At 63.1% G+C, this 19,919-nt stretch carries 19 protein-coding genes; 9 read left to right on the top strand and 10 right to left on the bottom strand.

Annotated features, from left to right (window positions below; translation table 11 throughout):
• Positions 1-2: 2 nt before the first annotated feature.
• Both K289_RS0129195 and K289_RS0129190 read right to left on the bottom strand, forming a co-directional pair.
• The gene (locus K289_RS0129195) at positions 3-872 is read right to left on the bottom strand and encodes a branched-chain amino acid ABC transporter permease (protein WP_027554733.1); all 870 of its coding nucleotides are present in this window, start codon (positions 870-872) and stop codon (positions 3-5) included.
• A gap of 255 nt (positions 873-1,127) precedes the next feature.
• Complete coding sequence (locus tag K289_RS0129190; protein WP_027554732.1) at positions 1,128-2,306, bottom strand: ABC transporter substrate-binding protein; 1,179 nt, start codon at positions 2,304-2,306, stop codon at positions 1,128-1,130.
• 532 nt (positions 2,307-2,838) lie between these two features.
• On the opposite strand from K289_RS0129190, the gene K289_RS0129185 reads away from it, so the two are divergent.
• On the top strand, positions 2,839-3,123 hold the full coding sequence (locus K289_RS0129185; protein ID WP_027554731.1) for a hypothetical protein: 285 nt from the start codon (positions 2,839-2,841) through the stop codon (positions 3,121-3,123).
• 72 nt (positions 3,124-3,195) lie between these two features.
• Here the strand turns inward: K289_RS0129185 and purU are convergent, their stop codons facing one another.
• Positions 3,196-4,059: a formyltetrahydrofolate deformylase gene (purU, locus tag K289_RS0129180; protein ID WP_027554730.1), complete on the bottom strand. Its 864-nt coding sequence runs from the start codon at positions 4,057-4,059 to the stop codon at positions 3,196-3,198.
• Between the two features lie 140 nt (positions 4,060-4,199).
• Here purU and K289_RS0129175 point away from each other — a divergent pair, with 140 nt between their 5' ends.
• On the top strand, positions 4,200-5,039 hold the full coding sequence (locus tag K289_RS0129175) for a uroporphyrinogen-III synthase (RefSeq protein WP_027554729.1): 840 nt from the start codon (positions 4,200-4,202) through the stop codon (positions 5,037-5,039).
• A 17-nt stretch (positions 5,040-5,056) separates the two neighbouring features.
• Here the strand turns inward: K289_RS0129175 and K289_RS0129170 are convergent, their stop codons facing one another.
• A complete protein-coding gene (locus K289_RS0129170; RefSeq protein ID WP_027554728.1) occupies positions 5,057-5,737 on the bottom strand; it encodes a peroxiredoxin-like family protein in 681 nt (226 codons plus the stop codon).
• A gap of 21 nt (positions 5,738-5,758) precedes the next feature.
• Positions 5,759-9,070, bottom strand: a complete 3,312-nt coding sequence (locus K289_RS0129165) for an adenylate/guanylate cyclase domain-containing protein (protein ID WP_027554727.1) — start codon at positions 9,068-9,070, stop codon at positions 5,759-5,761.
• Between the two features lie 336 nt (positions 9,071-9,406).
• On the opposite strand from K289_RS0129165, the gene K289_RS0129160 reads away from it, so the two are divergent.
• Positions 9,407-10,669: an MFS transporter gene (locus K289_RS0129160; protein WP_027554726.1), complete on the top strand. Its 1,263-nt coding sequence runs from the start codon at positions 9,407-9,409 to the stop codon at positions 10,667-10,669.
• A 105-nt stretch (positions 10,670-10,774) separates the two neighbouring features.
• On the opposite strand, the gene K289_RS0129155 is transcribed toward K289_RS0129160, so the two are convergent.
• The 4 genes from K289_RS0129155 to K289_RS45525 all read right to left on the bottom strand — a co-directional run bounded on the left by K289_RS0129155 (position 10,775) and on the right by K289_RS45525 (position 12,635).
• Entirely contained in the window at positions 10,775-11,239 is a 465-nt protein-coding gene (locus K289_RS0129155; protein ID WP_027554725.1) for a chromate resistance protein ChrB domain-containing protein, read from the bottom strand.
• Positions 11,240-11,310: 71 nt separating this feature from the next.
• A complete protein-coding gene (locus K289_RS0129150; RefSeq protein ID WP_156918247.1) occupies positions 11,311-11,466 on the bottom strand; it encodes a hypothetical protein in 156 nt (51 codons plus the stop codon).
• Positions 11,467-11,663: 197 nt separating this feature from the next.
• Positions 11,664-12,356 carry a glutathione S-transferase family protein gene (locus K289_RS0129145; protein ID WP_027554723.1) on the bottom strand — a complete coding sequence of 231 codons (693 nt, stop codon included), beginning with the start codon at positions 12,354-12,356 and terminating at the stop codon, positions 11,664-11,666.
• Positions 12,357-12,398: 42 nt separating this feature from the next.
• The gene (locus K289_RS45525) at positions 12,399-12,635 is read right to left on the bottom strand and encodes a hypothetical protein (RefSeq protein WP_035686200.1); all 237 of its coding nucleotides are present in this window, start codon (positions 12,633-12,635) and stop codon (positions 12,399-12,401) included.
• A gap of 142 nt (positions 12,636-12,777) precedes the next feature.
• Here K289_RS45525 and K289_RS0129135 point away from each other — a divergent pair, with 142 nt between their 5' ends.
• The 6 genes from K289_RS0129135 (at position 12,778) to K289_RS45515 (ending at position 18,705) form a co-directional block, all read left to right on the top strand.
• Positions 12,778-13,701: a transcriptional regulator GcvA gene (locus tag K289_RS0129135; RefSeq protein WP_245284034.1), complete on the top strand. Its 924-nt coding sequence runs from the start codon at positions 12,778-12,780 to the stop codon at positions 13,699-13,701.
• Between the two features lie 345 nt (positions 13,702-14,046).
• Positions 14,047-14,295 carry a hypothetical protein gene (locus K289_RS51765; RefSeq protein ID WP_063614211.1) on the top strand — a complete coding sequence of 83 codons (249 nt, stop codon included), beginning with the start codon at positions 14,047-14,049 and terminating at the stop codon, positions 14,293-14,295.
• Positions 14,296-14,538: 243 nt separating this feature from the next.
• Positions 14,539-15,285, top strand: coding sequence for an ABC transporter ATP-binding protein (locus tag K289_RS0129125; RefSeq protein ID WP_051310925.1), 747 nt, complete (start codon positions 14,539-14,541; stop codon positions 15,283-15,285).
• The gene (locus K289_RS0129120; RefSeq protein ID WP_027554720.1) at positions 15,272-16,648 is read left to right on the top strand and encodes an ABC transporter permease subunit; all 1,377 of its coding nucleotides are present in this window, start codon (positions 15,272-15,274) and stop codon (positions 16,646-16,648) included. The genes K289_RS0129125 and K289_RS0129120 overlap by 14 nt, the downstream gene beginning before the upstream one ends.
• Positions 16,645-17,370 carry a hypothetical protein gene (locus K289_RS0129115; RefSeq protein WP_027554719.1) on the top strand — a complete coding sequence of 242 codons (726 nt, stop codon included), beginning with the start codon at positions 16,645-16,647 and terminating at the stop codon, positions 17,368-17,370. Before K289_RS0129120 ends, K289_RS0129115 begins: the two co-directional genes overlap by 4 nt.
• Before the next feature lie 27 nt (positions 17,371-17,397).
• Entirely contained in the window at positions 17,398-18,705 is a 1,308-nt protein-coding gene (locus tag K289_RS45515) for an MFS transporter (protein ID WP_051310923.1), read from the top strand.
• A gap of 328 nt (positions 18,706-19,033) precedes the next feature.
• On the opposite strand, the gene K289_RS0129105 is transcribed toward K289_RS45515, so the two are convergent.
• Complete coding sequence (locus tag K289_RS0129105; RefSeq protein WP_027554718.1) at positions 19,034-19,708, bottom strand: Crp/Fnr family transcriptional regulator; 675 nt, start codon at positions 19,706-19,708, stop codon at positions 19,034-19,036.
• Positions 19,709-19,919 lie beyond the last annotated feature (211 nt).

The raw sequence follows: 19,919 nt of genomic DNA, 5'->3' as shown, positions 1-19,919 counted from the left end.
ACTCAGCGCGCGGCCGTGCGGCCGAACAGGCCGTTCGGACGCCAGATCAGGATCACGATCATCATGGTGTAGATCACGAAGGGGCCCATCTTCGGCACGTAGTATTTGCCGGCGACGTCGCCGATGCCGAGCAGGAGCGAGGCCAGGAACGGGCCGGTGATCGAGGAGGAGCCGCCGACGGTGACCACGATCAGGAAGTAGATCATGAACTTCAGCGGGAAATACGGATCGAGGCCGAGGATCTCGGCGCTGAGCGCGCCGCCGAGGCCGGCGAGTCCGCAACCGAATGCAAAGGTGAAGGCGAACACCTGCGGCACGTTGATACCGAGGCCGTTCGCCGCGCGCGGGTCGTCGACCGCGGCCCGCAAACGGCTGCCGAAGCGCGTCTTGGCCAGCACCATTTGCAGCGCGATGGTCAGCAGGCCGCAGATCACGACGATCATCAGCCGGTAGCGGCCGATGCCGACGCCGAACACGTCGAACTGGCCCTGCAGTGCGGCAGGCAGGTTGATGAAGACCCGCGACGATCCCTGGATGTAGTCGACGGCGGCGACCGACATGAAAGTGAGACCGATGGTGAAGAGCACCTGGTCGAGATGGCTGCGCGTGTAGAGGTGGCGATAGAGCGTGCGCTCCAGCACGATGCCGATCGCAGCCGCGGAGACGAAGGCGAGCGGCAGCGCCGCGAAGAACGGCCAGCCCAGCCGGTTGACCAGCACCATGCAGGCATAGCCGCCAGCCATGGCGAAGGCGCCGTGGGCGAGATTGACGAAGTTCATCAGGCCGAGCGTGACCGCGAGCCCGCAGGCGAGCACGAACAGCAGCATCCCGTAGGCAACGCCATCGAACAGGTTGGTGAGGATTGCGGTCATCGTGCGTCGAAAATCATCTCAGGTGTAGCCGAGGGTGCGCTGTGCGCCCTCTCCCGCTTGCGGGAGAGGGCCGGGGTGAGGGTGTCTCCACAGAGAAACTCCCAATGAGGAGAGAGCCCTCACCCGGCGCTTTGCGATAGCCGAGGCTTCGCCTCGGCGTCTCTTGAAGGACGGCCGCCGAAGGCGGCCTACGCTCTCCCGCAAGCGAGAGAGAGGTGCAGCGAGTTTGCGGCGCGCTACGCAAACAACACGTCCTTATTTCTTGGTCTTGCCGAGATCCTTGACGGCTTCGAAGGTCGCGAACTCGACGTTGTAGAGCTCGCCGTCGACCTTCTCGACCTTGCGGATGTAGATGTTCTGGACGATGTCGCGAGTCTCCGGGTCGATCGAGATCGGGCCGCGCGGGCTCTCCCACTTCTGACCCTTCATCGCCTCGATCAGCTTGGTGCCGTCGGTATCGCCACCCGTCTTCTTCAGCGCCTCGTAGATCAGGTGGATGCCGTCATAGCCGCTCACCGCCATGAAGCCGGGACGGTTGCCGAAAGCCTTCTTGTAGGCGGCGACGAAGTCCTTGTTCATTTGCGAGGGATGGGCCGCGGAATAGAGGTGCGCGGTGACCGTGCCGAGCACGGCGTCGCCCATGTTGTTGAGGAGATCGTCGTCGGTGACGTCGCCCGGCCCGATCACCTTGATGCCGGCCTTGTCGAGGCCGCGCTCGGCGTATTGCTTCATGAAGTTGCCGCCCTGTCCCGCCGGAACGAACACGAAGATCGCGTCGGGCTTGGCGTCCTTCATGCGCTGCAGGAACGGCGCGAAGTCGGGGTTGGCGAGCGGCGTCTTGACCTCTTCGACCACCTCGCCGCCGCCGGCGGTGAAGTGCTCCTTGAAGAAGTTGAGCGCGTCATTGCCCGGCGCGTAGTCCGAGGTCAGCGTCGCGACCTTCTTGATGCCGTTCTTCACCGCCCAATCGCCGATGATCGTCGAGGACTGCGCCAGGGTGAAGCTGGTGCGCACGATGTAGGGCGAGCGCTCGGTGATGATGGAGGTGCCGGCCGCCATCACGACTTCCGGGATCTTGGCTTGCGTCGCGAGCGGCGCAGCGGCGAGCGCCGCCGGCGTCACGCCGAAACCGGCGATGAAATTGACCTTGTCGTTGACGATCAGTTCCTGCGCGGCCGTCTTGGTCTTGTCGGGAATCGCGGCGTCGTCCTTGACGATGATCTCGACCTTCTTGCCGGCGACGGTGTCGCCGTTCTGCTGCATGTAGAGCTTGATCGCGTTCTCGATCTGCTTGCCGGTCGAGGCCTGGCCGCCGGTCATCGGCAGGATCAGGCCGACCTTGACGCTATCGGCCGCCTTGGCGGGCGCGACGGCCGCAAGGCCCGCGATGGCGGCCGCTGCTGCGACCCGAGAAAACTGTTTGCGTTCGAACATCAGATGTCCCTCCCCTTCATTCCTGATCTCTTGTGCGCCGGACCGAGTGCCCGGTCCTTGCCTCACTCTAGCTGACGCGCGGTGATGTCGCGCGTCACATGGCGTCTTTCGCGCCCCCATTGTCAATCGGACGTTTGGCGACCATTCGGCGCAAGCCGCGCGTTCCGATTCCGACAGCGAGGAGCGACGCCGAGGTTACATCGGGGTAACCCGAGCGCCCGGACCTCGGCCGTCTTTATTTGTACGCTTGTACAAATAAAATGGACTTGTCAACGAAAAACCCCCATCGCCAATCAAGCCACTTTGTCGCGAGACTGTCGCGGCAGTCTAAGAATGTGACGAGCGGCGTGGATGGAGGATTTCGTCTTCCCTTTGCAGAATTCGTACATCCGGGCGTCTCCCGCCGGCCCCGGCCTGGTAACGAATTACCCACCTCGAATAAGTCTATTTTACCTTGTTGATGGCTAGTCTCCCGGCGCCGGCTCCGGCCTGGCCTCCGGCTAACTCGTTCCGATTTCCTGTGCCACTTACAATGCCGAAACGTTTCCGTTCCCCCCTCATCCTCCTCGCGCTCGCCGCGGGGCTGTCCGGCTGCGGCACGGTCAACGAGAAGCTCTCGGCCGGGATGGGCGAATACATTCCGCAATGGGCCGGCGGACTGCCGGCGGATGCCCCGCCGCGGCCGGGTACGCCGCAATACGACGCCTACATGAAGGAGCGCGAGCGCAAGCGGCTGATGCCGGCGGCCGACCGCGAAAAGGAAGAGCAGGCGCAGAAGGGCGCCATGGGCTCGAATGCAAGTGCCACTGCGCGCTAGGCGCAAAGCGCTCCACCAATCTGCAATCATTCCGGGTTCGATGGCTGACGCTTCGCCCCGGAATGACATCCCCTAGTCCACGAACACCACGGTCTTGCGGCCGTTGAGGATGACGCGATCCTGCAGGTGATAGCGGATCGCGCGCGCGAGCACGCGGCGCTCGATGTCACGGCCCTTGCGGACGAGATCTTCGGGCGTATCGCGGTGGCTGATGCGTTCGACATCCTGGTCGATGATCGGACCCTCATCGAGGTCGCGCGTGACGTAATGCGCGGTCGCGCCGATCAGCTTCACGCCGCGCTCATGCGCCTGGTGATAGGGCTTTGCGCCCTTGAAGCCCGGCAGGAACGAGTGGTGGATGTTGATGCAGCGGCCGGAAAGTTTTGCCGAGAGATCATCCGACAGGATCTGCATGTAACGCGCGAGCACCACCAGATCGGTCCCGGTCTTGGCGACGAGATCGAGGATCTGTCCCTCCTGCTCGCGCTTGGTCTCCCTGGTGATCGGCAGATGGTGGAACGGGATCTCGCCGAAATCGAGCCCGGCATAGACCTCGCGCGGATGGTTGGAGACGATCGCGGTCGGGATCATCGGCAACTCGCCGGTGCGCCAGCGATAGAGGATGTCGACCAGGCAGTGGTCGGACTTCGACACCAGCAGCATCACCTTGCGATGCGCGGCGCGGTCGCGCATCTGCCACTCCATGCCGAAACGCTCAGCGATCGCGGCAAAGCCGGTCTGCAGTGCCGACAGTTCCACGGCGAGATCGGCCGCGGTGAACACCACGCGCATGAAGAATTTGTTGGTCTCGGTGTCGTCGAACTGCTGGGCGTCGAGAATGTTCTGTCCGTTATGGGCCAGGAAAGTCGACACCGCCGAGACGATGCCGGGGCGATCCGGACAGGAGAGCGTCAGAATATATTGATGGTCGGGCATGGGCCTTGATGAAGGTTTTGGCAAGAATGCGGAACATCCGCGATTTGCGCCCTGCTCTATCACCGACCCCGCCCTTGCGCCAATCCCGCACGCGGAGTCAGGATGAACGGACGATTGCGATTTTCGACCGGAGCGCACCCATGGCCGACCGCCTGAACGGCTACCGCATCCTGATCCTGGAAGCGCGCGAGGAGGCGCAGTTCGCGAAGCTTTTGGCCGAACAAGGCGCCGAGGTCGTGCAGTGCCCGATGTTCGCCATTCACGATGCGCCCGACCCGGCCCCCGTTGAGGCCTGGATCCGCCGCGCGATCGACAAGCCGTTCGACGACCTCGTGCTGATGACCGGCGAAGGTCTGCGGCGGATCATGAAGCTCGCGGCCGCGCGCGGGCTCGACCAGGCCCTGGTCGCCTCCCTCGCCAGATCGCGAAAATTCAGCCGCGGGCCGAAACCCGGCAAGGCGCTGCGCGAGGTCGCTCTCGACGCCCAGCAGACCACGGAGAAGCCGACCACCGAGGGCGTGATCGAGATGCTGGCGAAGATTGACCTGAAGGGGCATCGCCTCGGCCTGCAGCTCTATCCCGAAAAGGACCACAGCGCGCTGACCGGCGCGCTTACGGCGCAAGGCGCCGAGGTCGATGCCGTGCTGCCCTATGTCTACGATCCCAAAGCGGCCGACGCCAACATCGTGGCGGCGATCGATGCCATGGCGGAAGGGCGGATCGATTCGATCGCGCTGACCAATCTCGGCCAGGTCCGCCGCCTGATCGAAACCGCGAAGGCTCATGGCAGCGAGGCGCGCTTGCGCGCAGGACTCGAGCGAACGTTGATCGCATCGGTGGGGCCGGCAGTCTCCGGCGAGCTCGCCGCGCACGGGTTGCGCACCGACGTCGCGCCAGTGGAAGACCACTATTTCATGCGCCCGCTGATCTCGGCGATGGCGGCGGCGCTCGCCGAGAAGCGGCCGAAGGTGGCGGGTTAATTACCGGGTGCCGATACCTAGCCTGCCACTTGCGCGGCGGCCGACATCAGCTCCTGTGGGCTCGGCGCGCCGAACATGCGCTGGCCGCCGTCAGGAACCTCGGTAAAGGTCCAGCGTACGATCCCTTCCCGATCGAGCAGGAACTGGCCGAACAGCTGGCCGGTGCCGGTTGCCGCCATGCGCTGATCGGCTTCGGTCATCTCGTAACCGTCCTTGTTGTTGAGGTACTCGGCGGCCGCCGGCCGGTTCATCGGGCTCGGCAATTCGCCGGGCATATCCACTTTCATGCTCATGACCACGTCCATCCCCACCTTGCGCGGCCACTCGGTCTCGTTCTCCGTGAATTCGATGTTGGGCAGGCCGAACGCGCGATGCGAGACCCGGTCGGGGTCGGACGCGGCGAGCAGGTTGGGCAAGGGATGATAGCGGAAATAGAGCCTGGCCCGGTCGATCGGCGTATTGACGATCGTGAGACTTTCGATGCCCTTCCCGCGCAGCGCGCCGTCAAGCTGCGCCTGCGCCGCAATGTGGCGCCGGCAGAACGGGCAGTGCAGGCCACGAAACAAGCCGACCAGTATCGGACTATGCCCGCGATAGTCCTCGAGCGCGATCTTTCCTTCGCGTGTGATGGCGTCCAGCACGACGTTCGGTGCGCGATCGCCCGGCTGAAGCGGTCCATCGGCATGACGGTCTGACATGGTTGAACTCCCTCCCATTGGCTAGTCAAGAAACGGCAGTACGATCAGCCCTGCGGGATCGAGCCCGTGCCGGGCGCAGACATCATGGGCCAGCGCGAAATACCGCTCGGCCTCGGGCATGTCGCCTCGATCAAGGTTCAGTGTCGCAAGACCATCATAGCACGGAAAGAGCTGCTGCGGCTCGCCGGTCTCGCTCGCCACCTCGATGGCCTCGTTGTAGCAGCGCGCGGCGAGGTCGGGACGGAAGTGGCATTGATGGATCTGCCCGAGCACGATCAGGGGCACCGGGAGATGCTCGCGCTGATCGAGCGCACGGTCGATCTCGATCGCCTTTTCGGCGGCCGGCACCCCCTCCTCGGTACATCTGTCCGTGAAGGTGCAACAGGCGACGGCAAAATTGGCAAGGAGACGCGCCTGGAACCCGAGATCGCCGATGCGATGCGCGACATCGAGGCCGCGCCGGCAAACGTCGATGGCCTGCGCCGGGTCGATGATCGTGTAGAGCACGCCAAGGTTGGTGTAACCGCGACACGCTACGTTGAGGAGGCTGGCGGCTTCGGCTGCCGCGACACTTTGCTCCACCTCGCGCACCGCCTCCTGATGCCGCCCAAGTCGCGCCAGCGCAGCCCCCTTGGTGTTGAGCGCCTCCGCAATGGCGCGCGCCGCCTCGAGCCCCGTTTGCTGGTCCGCGTCCGCCGGCACGGACTGCGCGTACCCGAGCGCCTCATCTGCCCATCTCGCGGCGGCGACGTGGTCGCCCAGGCGAAAGGCGAGACGGCCTCGCTCTTGCTGGAGGTGCGCCCATTCGATCGGCGCGTCGGCCTCGCCGAGCCGTTCAGCCGCCTCGGCATACTGCGCCTCTGCCTTGATGCGTTTGCCGGCGTCCCACAACAAACGGCCGAGCTTGCGAAGAATTCGCGCTTCGCCGATTCGATCGTCTGCCGTGCGGTGCCCTTCCAGCGCGCTCTGGTAATGCTCCTCGGCGATGCTGCGGCGGCCAGCCACGCGACAGAGGTCCGCGATGCGCTCGTGCAGGATCAGGCGTTCCGGCACCCGTTCGCCGCCGGTCGACAGCACGGAGAGCGACTGCTGGTAGAAACGGAGGGCATCGTCATTGGCATAGCTCGCGCGCGCGCGATCGCCGGCCGCGCGCAGATAGCGCGCACCCTTCGACTTGCTTGCGCTGAAACTGAAGTGGTGTCCGAGCATGACGAGATCTTCGAGGCGCTCGGGCTCGCTGCCATAAAGCCGTTCCAGAGCGGCGCCAATCCGCCCATGGAGCTCGATCCTGCGCTGCAAAAGCAGGTTTTGATAGATCACGTCCTGAAGCATGGTTTGCGTGAAGCGGTAGGTCCGTAAGGAAATCGAGTTCGAGCCCGCGACCTCCTCAATGATCTCCGCATCGCATAGAAGTTCGAGGCCAGCTTCGACCCTCGCCCGCTCGCTTGCCGTCGCACCGAGAATAGCCGCATCGAAGCGCGGACCGATCACCGCAGCCTCCTGGGCCAAGCGGCGCACCTCATGCGGCAACCGGTCCAGACGCGCCAGCAACAACGCCTGAATGCTTGCCGGAATATCGGCGGCGGCTTCATCCGACTTCATCCGCCACAGCGCGCCGTCGCGCTCCAGGGCGCCGGCTTCGATGAGGCCGCGTATGATCTCCTCGATGAAGAGCGGATTGCCGCTCGCGCGCTCGAGGATTCGGTTGAATAAATGTCCCGGCGCCTCGCGCCAACCGTGACTGAAATACGCCGCGAGCAGTCTTTGGCCGTCCGCCTCGCCAAGCGGGGGCAGCCGAAGGGTCGTGTGGCTGATCCTGCTCGAACCGAACAGATCCAGCTCCAGCATCGGCCGATGCGTAAACAGCAGCATCAGCCGCGTCCGCTCCAGCCGGTCCATCAGGAATCGCAGTGCCTCAAGAGACACCGCATCGGCCCAGTGCAGATCCTCGACGATGATCAGAAGCGGCGACAAGGCCAGGCGGCGTTCGAAGACGGTGCGGATCGCGAAAAAGATCTGCCGGCGGAGCTGTTCCGGCTCGACATGCCTGAGCACGGCGTCGGGGTCGCCGAGGCCAAGGACGTGCAAATAGAGAGGCATCAGGCGCTCGGCCTCCTCGGCGGCGAGGCCAAGCTCCGACAGCGCTTGCGCAACCTTCGCCTCGGCCTCTGCGGCGCCGGCCTTCTGTGCGATGCCGTAGGCGCTGCGCAGCACTGCGGCGAGTGTGCCGTAGGATTGTTCGCCGAGCGGCGAGCAGACCGCCCGCCGGATCGCCACGCCCGCGAAGCGGTCCTCATCGCGGATGCGGGCGACGAACTCGTTGACCAGGCGCGTTTTCCCGATGCCCGCTTCGCCGACCAGCCGCACCAGTTGAGCCGCCCCGCCGCACGCGCGATCAAGGCTGCCGATCACGCGCGCAAGCTCGGCATCGCGCCCGATCAGCGGCGCATCGAGGCCCAGCATGTCGAGGCCTCGTGCCGCACGGGGCTTCTCGAGCGGTCCCTTCAGACGGTGGACCAGAACGCTGCCCATCTTGCCCTTGAGCGAGACCTCGCCAAGCGAGTCATAGGCGAACGCATGCCGCGTCAGACGGTGGGTCAACGGCCCGACCAGCACCTCGCCCGGAGGTGCCATCGACTGCAGTCGCTGCGCGGTATTCACCGTGTCGCCGGTCACCGAATAGGATTTGGCAACACCCACGCCCAGCCCACCCGCAACGACGTGTCCGGTGTTGATGCCGACATGGAGCAAAAGCGGTGACCCGGCATAGACCTTCGCGCGCTCGCTGAGGCGCGCCGTCCGGCTGATCATGTCGAGGGCAGCGCGGACCGCCCGCTCCGGGTCGTCCTCGTGCGCGGCCGGCGCACCAAACAGAGCAAGCAGCGCATCGCCGATGAACTTGTCCACGAAGCCGCCAAAGCTTTGCACCGCTGCCGTCAGCTCTTCGAACAATTGATTCTGAAGCGTCTGCATCACCTCAGGGTCGAGCCGCTCGCTCATCGCGGTGAAGCCGCTGAGGTCGGCAAACAGCACGGTGATGGTGCGGCGGTTTGCTTCGCTATCGATCTTGTCCGGCTGCGGTCGAAATGCGTGTTGAGCCTCGGCCGTCGGCGCGAGCGGCGGCGAGGACGACCTGATCGGGATTGTCGCCGGGCTCGCCTGCGCACCGCCTTTGGGCGCCTCACCGACAAGCGTGCCGCATTTCGGGCAGTAAACGAAATCCGGTGCGCAGGGAAAGCCACAGCCGGGGCACGCGCTCGGCTGCTTCGTGCCGCACTTCGGGCAGAAGGCAAAGCCGCTCTGAACCTCGGAACCGCAACCCGAGCACGTCATGGCCCAAGACCCTGCCCAGACCTCGCGGAAGCCGCGATGGTGCGATCTGCTGGACCCTACCGAATGGGTCCAGGTTGCGGGCCAGAATGGGCTCGGCGCGCCGGAAGAGCAAGCGGCGGTTGGTCCGCTCCTCCCCGCAACGGGTTGAACAGGGGATGCGCGGGGCACTGGCGGATCGAAAGGGTGGTTGCAGCGCGCCGACCCGTGCGCGGCAGCACATGTCGGCATGCGATAGCGTCAATTGACACAAGCAGCATCACCGCTACGCTGAGAAATAGAAGAACAAATAACAAATAATAAGGGTCAGGGGATCGCCATGAACCCCGTCATCACGTCTTGAACAAGACCGCACGACCATCCGCGCTCGCACCATTCCGGATCCGCAACTACCGCTTTCAATGGCCGTCCGATCTGCTCACCTCCTGGGCGTTCGAGGTCGAGACGCTGGTGCTCGGCTGGTACATCATGGTGCAGACCGGCTCAGTGCTGCTGCTGACCGTCCTTGCATCATTGCAGTATGTCGGGACGCTGATTGCACCGGTGCTCGGGATGGTCGGAGACCACATCGGCCACCGCGATCTTCTGGTCGTGATGCGTCTTTCGTACACCGCACTATCGTCGACCATCATGGCGCTGGCCCTCACCGGTCATCTGGCGCCGTTCAATGTCATGATCATCGTCGCGATCATGGGTCTGATCCGTCCCTCGGATCTCGGCGTTCGTGGCGCGCTGCTCGCCGACATCATGCCGGCCGAGCAGCTGGTGGGCGCGATCAGCGTCGCACGCACGACGCAGGACAGCGCGCGCATTGCCGGAGCGTTGACCGGCGCCGGACTGTTCGCGACCCTCGGCATCGGCCTCCTGTACGTGGCGATTACAGGTTTCTATCTTGTAGCCGCGGTCCTGATGTTCTGCCTGACCCGGCCGAAAAAGTCAGTTGCCACAAGTCATCTCCCGGCGAACAACCGCGCTGTCCCGAGATTGCTGGGCGATCTGAAGGAAGGCATCGTGTACGCCTGGAATGGCCCGGGGATGCGTGCGGCGCTCTGCGTCGCCTTCCTGGCCAATCTCACCGCATTTCCGCTGACGAATGGCCTATTGCCTTTCGTCGCGCGCGACATCTTTCACACCGACCAGACCGGTCTCGGCTATCTGTCGGCGAGCTTCGCCGCGGGCTCGCTGACCGGTTCGATCACGCTCAGCCTGGTGAGCGGCGTGCGCATTGCCCGGCTTCTGATCGGGGCAACACTCGCCTGGTACGCGATGTTGCTGGTGTTCGTCGGACTGAGGACCATGCCGGTGGCCATGGCCTGCCTCGTGCTCGCCGGCATCGCCCAGAGCATGTCGATGATTGCAGCCGCCGTGATCCTGATGCGCACCGCGAGTGCGCACCTCCGGGGCCGCATCATGGGGGTGCGCATGATGGTGATCTACGGCCTGCCGCTCGGGCTGCTTGCGGCGGGCAGCCTCATCGACCTGATCGGCTATTCCGCGATGGGATCGCTGTATGCGGTTTCGGGGCTTATCGCGATGCTGGCGATCGCGATCCGCTGGCGTGAGGATCTCTGGCCGGCGCACGCGCCGGCCAACGGAGGATGATGATGCGTCCGCCTCTAGAGGAGAGATCATGCGTGTTGTGGCGGTAGCAACGGCAATATCATTGTCCTTTGCGTACCGGCATTCCGCCTGCGGGCTGCTCCGCAGCTAATTCGCAAACTTCCCAGCCGGCTTACCACCCTTCACCATTTCCAGGGCATAGGCGTACAGCGCGTCGTAGACGATCCACTCGGCGGCGTTGAGCGCATGATCGTCCTTGTAGCCGAGGCGGCGGAAACCTTCCGCCACCGCCTGTAGCCCGGGTCCTTCGGCCTGATGGTAAAGCGTATTGTCAGTGTCGGCACCATTCACGATCCTACCGAGAAGGACGAGCGCCGGATCGTTTGTCAGCTCGTATTTCTTCAGGATCGCTTCGAACGAACATTCTTTGCCGTGATGGCCAAGTTCGACGTCCTTGACGTCGTACGGAGTGGCGTCGAGCCGCTTTGCCTCGGCCATGACCTTATCGGCCGGCGCAAAGATGAATTCGGCGTCCTTGTCGACGAACTTCTTGATGAGCCACGGGCAGGCGACGCGATCGACCTTGACGTGCTCTCGGGTAATCCACTTCATTTGATCCTCCTGTTCGGTTTCAGCTTGGCAGATCACGCGTCTGCCAGGACGAGAATCCCGCCGTGAGCGGGTTAGACGACGTAGCGCTGGTCCGGCACGACCAGCGCCGTCGTGTGTGCAGCGACGGCGCCAGCGACACCCGGAAATCCCGACAGCGTCATGCGGCGTAGTCGAAGGCTTTCCGCACCGCCTGGGATTTTGATGATGCCAAGGCTCTTCAAGGGCATGGCGACCTCGCGTCGCTTCGCCGCCGAGAGCCGGTCCATCTCAAGAATTGAAAGAGGTTTCCGTCCACGTGCAATCTCCTCGAAAATCGAGCGTTGCACAGAGCTTGGACGGTGTAGCCGTCTGGCGGGGAGCCTGTGTTTCCCCGAAGCGTCAACTTAGGCCTTGCAGGAAGTTCCGACAAGGAGGATCTGCAAAGTCAGTATTTTGGTCGGTGCGAGTTCGCCCATTCGCGGGCATGTAGAATGGGCTGACGTGGCGGTAAGATCGCGCGAAGCTTCTGGGTCGTCGGCAAGCTCTCCATGCGCTCCCACCATCGGCAGAAGGCTGGATATTTCGGGTACATGGCCCTGCCTTCTTCGGTCAGGCTGAATGCAAACGTGCTCGGCAACAGGAAGAAATCTGCGATCGTGAGTTCCGGGCCGAGCAGATAGTGTCGACCGTCGGCGAGTTCGCGCTCGACGGCTGCGAGCGCCGTTTCGACCTTGGGCAGTGCATGCGCCACGACCTTTTCGTCGGAAGCGATCCCGAGTTCCGGAAAGACCAGTCGCTCATGGGTCACGTGATAGATCATGTATGGGTAGACGTAGGAATTGACCACGCCAATCCATTGATTCATGCGCGCCCGCGCCCGTGGATCTCGCGGCGTGAGCCGCGCGCTCTCGAACACCTCATCGATGTAGCTGACGATGGCGCTCGTCTCATAAACGATGAAGTCGCCGTGCCGCAAGATCGGGACGCGATTGAAAGGATGCAGTGCGAGATGTTCGGCCTTGCCCATCATCGGCTCGATGTCCTGGAAGGTGTAGGCCACCTCCTTGTGGATCAGGACGAGCCGCACGATGTTGACAAACGTGCTGCGCGGAAAGCCGTAAACAACGGTCTCGGACATCTCCTCCTCCCAGTTCTTTCACTTGTGGTCGATCGAGTTCGATCAGCGCCAGAACGGCACATCGGCCTGCTCCAGAGCCTCCTCCCGGGTGAGTCCGAGATCGGCAAGGAGGTGGGGATCATCGGCAATCGCGCGGAGGCCGGCGCGCTGATGCATCCGCTCGCTGCTGGCCAGCCAGCGGTCGATCAGTACGAGCCATGAATTCCGTTGATGATCGACCGTCGTTGCATTGCGGCGAACTCGCTCTACAAAGACGCTATTGGCAAAAAGCGTTGACATTCAGTGGCTCCAAATCCCATGGTTTCGCGTTGTCGCCGCCTGCATAGGGCCGGCAGGGCGCAGTCCGCAAAGCATCGTTTCTCAGGCCTGCCCCAATTTTTCTCATGAACTTTCTCAGGGAAGGTTCGCAATGCGTCCGCATTTGCCGCCGCTGAACGCACTGAAGGCCTTCGAAGCCGCAGCCCGGCATGAAAGCTTTACGCGCGCCGCCGAAGAGCTGTGCGTCACCCAGGGTGCGGTGAGCCACCAGGTGAAGTCGCTTGAAACAGAACTTGCGATCAAACTCTTCAATCGCGAGCGCCAGCGCCTGATCATCACCGAGGCGGGCCGGGACTATCTCGCTGTTGTGCGCGATGCGCTGGACCGTATCGCTGCTGGCACCGAGCGTTTGTTGCAGCGGCAGAGCGCAGGCGTTCTCACCGTCAGCACCTCACCCGACTTTGCAGCCAAGTGGCTGGTGCACCGGCTTGGCCATTTCGCGGAGGCGCATTCCGGCATCGATCTCCGCGTCTCGGCCACAATGCACCACGTCGATTTTGCCCGCGAGGAGGTCGATCTTGCGGTGCGCCACGGCGACGGCAATTGGCCGGGTCTCGATTCCGTAAGGCTCTCCTCGGAACGGCTGTTCGCCGTGTGTAGTCCAAAATTGCTGTCGGGCCGTCGCCGCATCAGCGGGGTCGCCGACATCCTGAAATTTCCTTTGATCCACCTGGATAGCCGATCCGACTGGGCGAATTGGCTGCGCGGGGTGGGCATCGATGACGCCGACGTCACACACGGCCCCGTGCTCAATCGTGCGAGCATGGTTATCGATGCCGCTATCAATGGGCAGGGTATCGCTCTTGCGCGGACGACGTTGGCGGCATGGGATCTGATCAACGAGCGGCTGGCGCTGGCATTCCCGGAGTCCTTGCCAGTGTCCAAGACCTATTGGATCGTTTGCCCCAAGGCGACTGCGTCGCTACCGAAGATCGCGACTTTTCGTGACTGGCTGCTCGCGGAGGCGTCGAACGACCTACGCCAGCTCAAATCGCTTACCGGGAGCTCGATGACGAAGCGGCGGTAATAACCAAACCGTCGTAGCTTGCCGAATTATCATTGCTCGGGAGTCCGGTGCGATTTTAAGCCGGGGAACTCTGCCACTCGTCAATGATGGCACTGCTCTGACGCCAGGAACAGAAGGCCCCATACTCTTGTTCACTCGTCCAGCGTCCAGCTCAGGAGAAGGGCTATGATTACTAACAGACTTATAATCGTGGGCGCGGTGCTCGCCTTCAGCGCCAACTCCGTCTATGCGGGTCCCTGCAACACAGTGAGCCGCGATGCAGGATCAGGGAATGTCCCGGGCTATACCGGACAAACCACCGGTTCCACAGCAACTGACCCCAAGCAGCAACCGCCGACATCTTCGATGAGCAAAGCCGCAGAGCATACCGCGACGTCGTCGGAAGACGCGCAGCGCCAGATGCAGAGCCAGCCGACCGCTGCCGAGCAATCTGCGGCAACCAAGCCCGCACCCTCCGCGCAGCAACCGGATAAGACGGCAGGCACGGTCGAGCAAACCCGTCCCGCGCCCACTGAACAATCAAAGAAGGCGACGGCCGGTGCGGCCGAGCCCGCACCGTCCCCGCAAAGGGTGACGGCCGGTCAGGACTGCTAACAGCGGGACAACGGCTTCAAAGCGGAACGCATCGGGGGCTGGCCGAACGCTTTGGCCCTTGATTAGCCCAGGGGGCTCGATCAAACCGAAGTGAATAACCGGCGAAGTTAACAGGCCTCGCATCTGCTGGTTCCTGATTGACAAGCAGTCCCGCTTTGGCAAAGTCGCGGGCTTGGGGATGGCGATCTCCCCATGAGGCGACATGCCCAAGCATCGCGTCCGAACTCCTGAGAAGGACGCAGCATGTCAACCGTCAACGACGGGTTTTCGCCAGATCGTTCGACGCCTTTGCTGCGCGTGAGAAACCTGACCAAGCGCTATGGAAGCGACGGCGCCGCCATCGACAGCGTGACGTTCTCTGCTGTCGCGGGCGAAATCCTCGGCATTATCGGTCCAAATGGTGCCGGCAAGACGACGCTGCTGGAAGCCGTTGCCGGACTTCTACCGGTGAACTCCGGCGACGTCTTTTGGCGCGGAGAGCCGTTACACGCAGGCCGTCGGCGCGACGCTTTGTTCTACCTGCCTGATGCCGTTCGTCCATACCAAGACCAAACGGCCCAGCAGGTCGTGTCATTTGTCGGCGACGTCTTTCGACGCTCAGACGCAGACATCAGGTCGACCATCGAATCGCTCGGATTGCAGCCGGTGCTTCGAAAGCGCGTGCAGGCTCTGTCGAAGGGATACGCCCGACGTCTGATGCTGACCATCGGACTGCTTGCGCCGCATGACCTGTTGCTGATGGACGAACCATTTGACGGATTTGACTTGCGGCAGGCGCACGACGTCATGGACTTGCTGCGTCGCCAGACGGCACGCGGACGCACGCTGATCCTCTCAATTCATCAGTTGCGGGATGCCGAACGGGTCTGCGACCGCTTCATCCTGCTCTCGGCAGGGCAGGTGCGCGGATCGGGAGGACTTGCCGAATTGCGTGCGCAGACGGGACTGCCGAACGGCTCACTGGAGGATATCTTCCTTGCGCTTACGTGAGGCACACGCACGATCGGCCGCACCGATCGCTCCGCTGCTCGCAAAGGAGCTTCGCGAGATCACTTCCGGGCGCGCACTTTGGACCATGTTGCTGCTGGTCTGTCCGCTCGTTGGATACAGCTTCGCCCAGGCAGTCTCGCTCTATAGCGAGTCAAGTGCGGCGGCCCTCCAGTCGCCAGTTCTGGCGAGGAGCCTGTCACCGCTCGATGGAATCCTCGTTCCGACATTCGGCGCATTCTATGTGGCGGTTACGTTGTTGTTTCCTTTCGTGGCGATCCGGGTGCTGGGCCAGGAGAAGGAAAGTGGCGCGTTGCGCCTGCTGGTTCAATTGCCGTACCGGCCTTCGACGCTGATCGCCGCAAAATTCTGTGCTGTGCTCGCAGCATGGCTCATGGTGAGCATCCCTGCGCTTTCCGCGTTGCCTGCGTGGGCCATGTTGGGGGGCCATCTGGCTGCACCGGAGACGCTGAACCTTCTGTTCGGTCATTTGCTCTACGGTCTTCTGGCCGGCGCCATCGGGTTGTTCGCCGCGGTCATCTCCGACAATTCGGCTACTGCCGCCATCGTCACGCTGGCAGTCACGATTGGATCATGGGTGCTGGATTTTACGCTCGCGGGCCGCTCTGGCCTGTCGGCTTGGCTTGCGCAATTGTCGCTAACGCAGGCGCTGCGTCCCTTCGAGCAGGGGCTTCTCTCGGCCGGTCTAGTGCTCGGCATCGCGGCCGTCATTGGTGGGCTCGCCGCGCTGACGGTTGTCTGGCTCCCTCCTGGTACACCGATGCGAACGAAGGTCATCCGTTCTGTGTCTTGTGTGCTTGTCGTTGTTATTGCGCTCACCGTCGCGGCACAGTCAAGGGCGTCCTTGGATCTCAGCGAGGATCGTCGCAACTCCTTCTCGCGTGCGGATGAACGCTTGCTCGCGACGCTTCGACGCCCCTTGGTGATCAGGGTCCATCTCGCCGCTGAGGACCCCCGCTATATCGATCTTCGGCGGAACGTTCTCGCGAAGCTCGAGCGCGCTGTGCGTGACGTCACCGTTATTCTCGCGGGCGACCGGTCGAACGTGGCCAATCCATCAGACGCCTATGGCCAGATCGAATATGTCTACGGTGATCACACCGACGTAAGCCGCTCCACCAGCCCGCGTGAGATACTGCCGCTGCTGTATGCACTCGCGGGCGCACGGCCGCCGGCCGCCGGCGTGGGCGAAGAGTACCCCGGTTATCCATTGGTGGTTAGCGCGGACACGACGCTGCTTTGGTTCTTCGGCGGATTGCCGCTCCTGATCGTGCTCGCGTGGTGGCGGATCCGCCGACTCCCTCCGGACAAGGGTTCTCTCGTTCATCAAGGAGTTAAGCCATGATTGCCAACAAGAAATTCGGAGTGATCATCCTTGCGGCAGCTGGTCTTGCGGCTCTGGCGCTGCCGGGCTTGGCCGCAGAACCAGTCAAGATTGACCTCTCGAATGAAACCGTCGGCGGGGAGCCAAAATCACTGGTGCCGGTGGTTGGCTTCTGGAGGATTGAGGAGGAGAGCGGCAGGAAAGTGCTCACGGTCGATGGTCGCCAGTGGAAGGAAGGACAATCGTCGGCGGGCATCGCCGACAAGGCGCGCGCGCTCTACGGGGAACGCTACGCGGAGTTCCTCGATCGCGTGCAGGCCTATGCCTATTATCCGTACGTGGTTGCGCCGAAGGTCGACAATTTCACCAATGGCGAGATCTCGGTGCGCTTTGAGGGCTTGTCCGGCCGGATCGATCAGGGCGCCGGCATCCTATTCAACCTCAAGCCAAACGGAGACTACCTGACAGTTCGCGCGAACTGTCTGGAGAACAATATCGTGCTGTGGAAGTTCGAGAACGGCAAGCGCTCCTCCGTCAAATGGGTGCGCAACACGCCGACCGCGACGCGGCAGTGGCACGACCTCAAGGTCCGCATCGACGGCACGAAGGTGGAAGGCTATCTCGACGGAAAGCTGTACCTGGAACACACGCTGGCGCAACCGGTGTCCGGCCGGATCGGACTTTGGTCGAAGGCCGACAGCCACATGTATTTCGCCGATTACACCGTAGCTGCCGGCAATTGAATGAGGCACTGCTGGAGGCCTGCGCGGATGAATGGTCGGCCAGACACCACCCAAAACGTCGAACCGCGGCTCAAGCGCCGGTCGGCAATCGCGCTGCTATTCAGTGCACGCGCCGTGCGCGGGTTTGGTGATGGCTTTGCTACGATCCTTCTGCCGGCCTACCTCGTCGAACTGGGTTACTCCCCTTTCCAGGTTGGCGTGGTTGCCACCGGCGCCCTGCTGGGGACCGCGCTCCTCACGCTGGGCGTCGGTCGGCTGGGAGGTCATCGCGACTTGCGGACGCTCTTGCTGCTGGGCGCGCTCACGATGATGCTGACAGGTCTGGCGTTTCCGTTCGCGGAAGCCTTTCCGGTCATTCTGGTCCTGGCCTTTGTCGGCACGATCAATCCCTCGCCAGGAGACATCGGGATCTTCGTGCCGATCGAGCACGCTCTGCTGGCGAGCGATGCGAGCGACCAGAAACGTACGCAGGTCTTCGCCCGCTACAGCCTGATTGGCGGCCTCTCGACGGCGGCGGGCGCCTTGGTGGCCACCGTACCCGACTTTCTCGTTTCGTTTGATGTGCCGAGGCTCGTTGCCCTGAAGTCCATGTTCTTCGTCTACACCGTCCTTGGTCTCATCGGTGCAGTTCTCTATCGTTTGCTTCCGAAATCCTCACCCGCAATTGATCAACGACCGAAGGCTTCGGTCCTTGGGCCTTCGCGGCGAATTGTCTACGGGCTTGCGGCTCTCTTCAGTGTCGATGCGTTTGCCGGCGGCTTTGCCGTGCAATCGCTGGTCGCCTTGTGGCTCTTCAAGCGCTTCGACCTCTCGCTTGCGAGCGCCAGCCTCTTCTTTTTCTGGTCCAACACGCTGTCCGCCTTTTCCTATCCGCTCGCCGCAAGGCTGTCGCAGCGGTTCGGGCTGGTCAACACAATGGTGTTCACGCACATCCCCTCAAGCATCTGCCTGATCGCGGCCGCCCTCACTCCGAACCTGACGGTTGTGCTGGCCCTGCTTTCGATCCGGGCGGCGCTGTCGCAGATGGATGTGCCGACACGTACCTCCTACGTGATGGCGGTTGTCACGCCCGAGGAACGCCCGGCAGCGGCCAGCGTGACTGCCGTCCCGCGCAGCCTGGCCTCCGCCATCAGTCCGAGCCTGGCGGGCGCGATGCTCGGGACGGCATTTTCGGGACTGCCGCTCGTGATCTGCGGCGCTCTGAAGATCGCCTATGACGTCGCACTGCTCCTGTCATTCCGTCACGTGAAGCCGCCCGAGGAAGCCGAGCAGGCGGCAGGGAGAACTGGGCAGATTTCGAGGTTCGGGGGCGTTCAACGGCGGAGAGTGCGATGACTGTCGACAGAGAACGCCGAAATTTCAGCAGCGGCCTCGACCGCCGTGCTGGCCAGCACGCCCGTCCTTGCGCAGGGCAATCCACCGTCGCAAGGCAATCAACCGACAGGAGCCAGGGCGATGCGCACACTGAAGGGGGGACTCGATGCGATGCTTGACCTTTGCTCTTTCAATAGCAGCGCTTGTAGCCACCAATTCTGCCGTCGGCGCGCAAACCTGCAAAGTCTGCGCTGAGCAGCATAAGGCCTGCATGAAGAATTATGCCGGACCGGCGTGCAAGACCGAGTACCGGATGTGTCTGAAGTCCTGCAAATCGAAATGAACCAGACTAGTCGCCGTACCCGCGCAGCCGCTCGATGTCGAGAATGGTGACGCCGCCATATTCGAGTCGCAGCAGCCCCTCCTTCTCCAGCCGGTTCAGCGCGCGGTTGGCATTCTGCCTGGACATGCCGGAGAGTGCGCCGATCTCCTCCTGGGTGATCTCCAGATGGGTCGTCGATTCCGGATAGAGGATCGGGTTGAACAGCGAGGCGATGCTGCGGGCGAGACGCGCAGTGGCGTCCAGCGTGCGGTTGACCTCGAGCATGCCGATGAACTGGCCGAGCCGCTCGTTGAGCTGGCGTACCAGGAAGCGGTTGAAGCCGACGCTGTTCTCGAACAGCCACATGAAGGCGCTGCGCTCCATCAGCGCGACGCGGCTGTCCCGCAGCGCGACCACGTCATAGCGGCGCGGCTCGTTCTTGAGCACGCTGCCCTCGCCGAACCAGGCGCCGGCCGTCAGCCCGGCAAGACTGGTCTCCTTGCCGTCGCGCGAGACCCCGCCCATGCGGGCAAGGCCGCTGACCATGCCGGCCCAATAGGCGAAGGTGTCGCCGCGCATGAAAACGGTCTCGCCGGTGCAGTAGGACCGCTCCGTGATACCGGCGCGGGCGACCTCGATCTCCCGCATCGTGAGCTCGCGCGACCAGGCGGCGACGCGCTTCAGATGATCCTCTGAAATCATGATCCCGAAGCCAGCCGCACCGTTTCGTCACTCCGCTCTGATTGTTGCACTGCAACAAGTTCGCTTTGCCGCCATTCGACCAAAGATGAAGCCGCCCCCTCACCCGAAAAACATTGTCGCCGAATTGTCAGGCGCGAGACATTTCAAAATAGCGCTTTCCCCTATTGAGAGCCACCTTGGGCGATGCGGCTTTTGAACCCGTCGGGAACGA

Origin of the sequence: Bradyrhizobium sp. Cp5.3 (assembly GCF_000426265.1) — a bacterium.
In the GTDB taxonomy this organism is placed as follows: Bacteria; Pseudomonadota; Alphaproteobacteria; order Rhizobiales; family Xanthobacteraceae; genus Bradyrhizobium; species Bradyrhizobium neotropicale.
The sequence above is the reverse complement of the archived record's forward strand: the minus strand, read 5'-3'. Positions and strand labels throughout refer to the sequence as shown.

What these genes read in the sequence shown, in the direction of transcription:
- K289_RS0129105 (WP_027554718.1), bottom strand. Translation starts at nt 19,708, where the DNA reads ATGATTTCAGAGGATCATCTGAAGCGCGTCGCCGCCTGGTCGCGCGAG.
- K289_RS0129115 (WP_027554719.1), top strand. Translation starts at nt 16,645, where the DNA reads ATGATTGCCAACAAGAAATTCGGAGTGATCATCCTTGCGGCAGCTGGT.
- K289_RS45525 (WP_035686200.1), bottom strand. Translation starts at nt 12,635, where the DNA reads ATGTCAACGCTTTTTGCCAATAGCGTCTTTGTAGAGCGAGTTCGCCGC.
- K289_RS45515 (WP_051310923.1), top strand. Translation starts at nt 17,398, where the DNA reads ATGAATGGTCGGCCAGACACCACCCAAAACGTCGAACCGCGGCTCAAG.
- K289_RS0129190 (WP_027554732.1), bottom strand. Translation starts at nt 2,306, where the DNA reads ATGTTCGAACGCAAACAGTTTTCTCGGGTCGCAGCAGCGGCCGCCATC.
- K289_RS0129125 (WP_051310925.1), top strand. Translation starts at nt 14,539, where the DNA reads ATGTCAACCGTCAACGACGGGTTTTCGCCAGATCGTTCGACGCCTTTG.
- K289_RS0129195 (WP_027554733.1), bottom strand. Translation starts at nt 872, where the DNA reads ATGACCGCAATCCTCACCAACCTGTTCGATGGCGTTGCCTACGGGATG.
- K289_RS0129170 (WP_027554728.1), bottom strand. Translation starts at nt 5,737, where the DNA reads ATGTCAGACCGTCATGCCGATGGACCGCTTCAGCCGGGCGATCGCGCA.
- K289_RS0129145 (WP_027554723.1), bottom strand. Translation starts at nt 12,356, where the DNA reads ATGTCCGAGACCGTTGTTTACGGCTTTCCGCGCAGCACGTTTGTCAAC.
- purU (WP_027554730.1), bottom strand. Translation starts at nt 4,059, where the DNA reads ATGCCCGACCATCAATATATTCTGACGCTCTCCTGTCCGGATCGCCCC.
- K289_RS0129175 (WP_027554729.1), top strand. Translation starts at nt 4,200, where the DNA reads ATGGCCGACCGCCTGAACGGCTACCGCATCCTGATCCTGGAAGCGCGC.
- K289_RS0129155 (WP_027554725.1), bottom strand. Translation starts at nt 11,239, where the DNA reads ATGAAGTGGATTACCCGAGAGCACGTCAAGGTCGATCGCGTCGCCTGC.
- K289_RS0129165 (WP_027554727.1), bottom strand. Translation starts at nt 9,070, where the DNA reads ATGACGTGCTCGGGTTGCGGTTCCGAGGTTCAGAGCGGCTTTGCCTTC.
- K289_RS51765 (WP_063614211.1), top strand. Translation starts at nt 14,047, where the DNA reads ATGAGCAAAGCCGCAGAGCATACCGCGACGTCGTCGGAAGACGCGCAG.
- K289_RS0129150 (WP_156918247.1), bottom strand. Translation starts at nt 11,466, where the DNA reads ATGCCCTTGAAGAGCCTTGGCATCATCAAAATCCCAGGCGGTGCGGAA.
- K289_RS0129185 (WP_027554731.1), top strand. Translation starts at nt 2,839, where the DNA reads ATGCCGAAACGTTTCCGTTCCCCCCTCATCCTCCTCGCGCTCGCCGCG.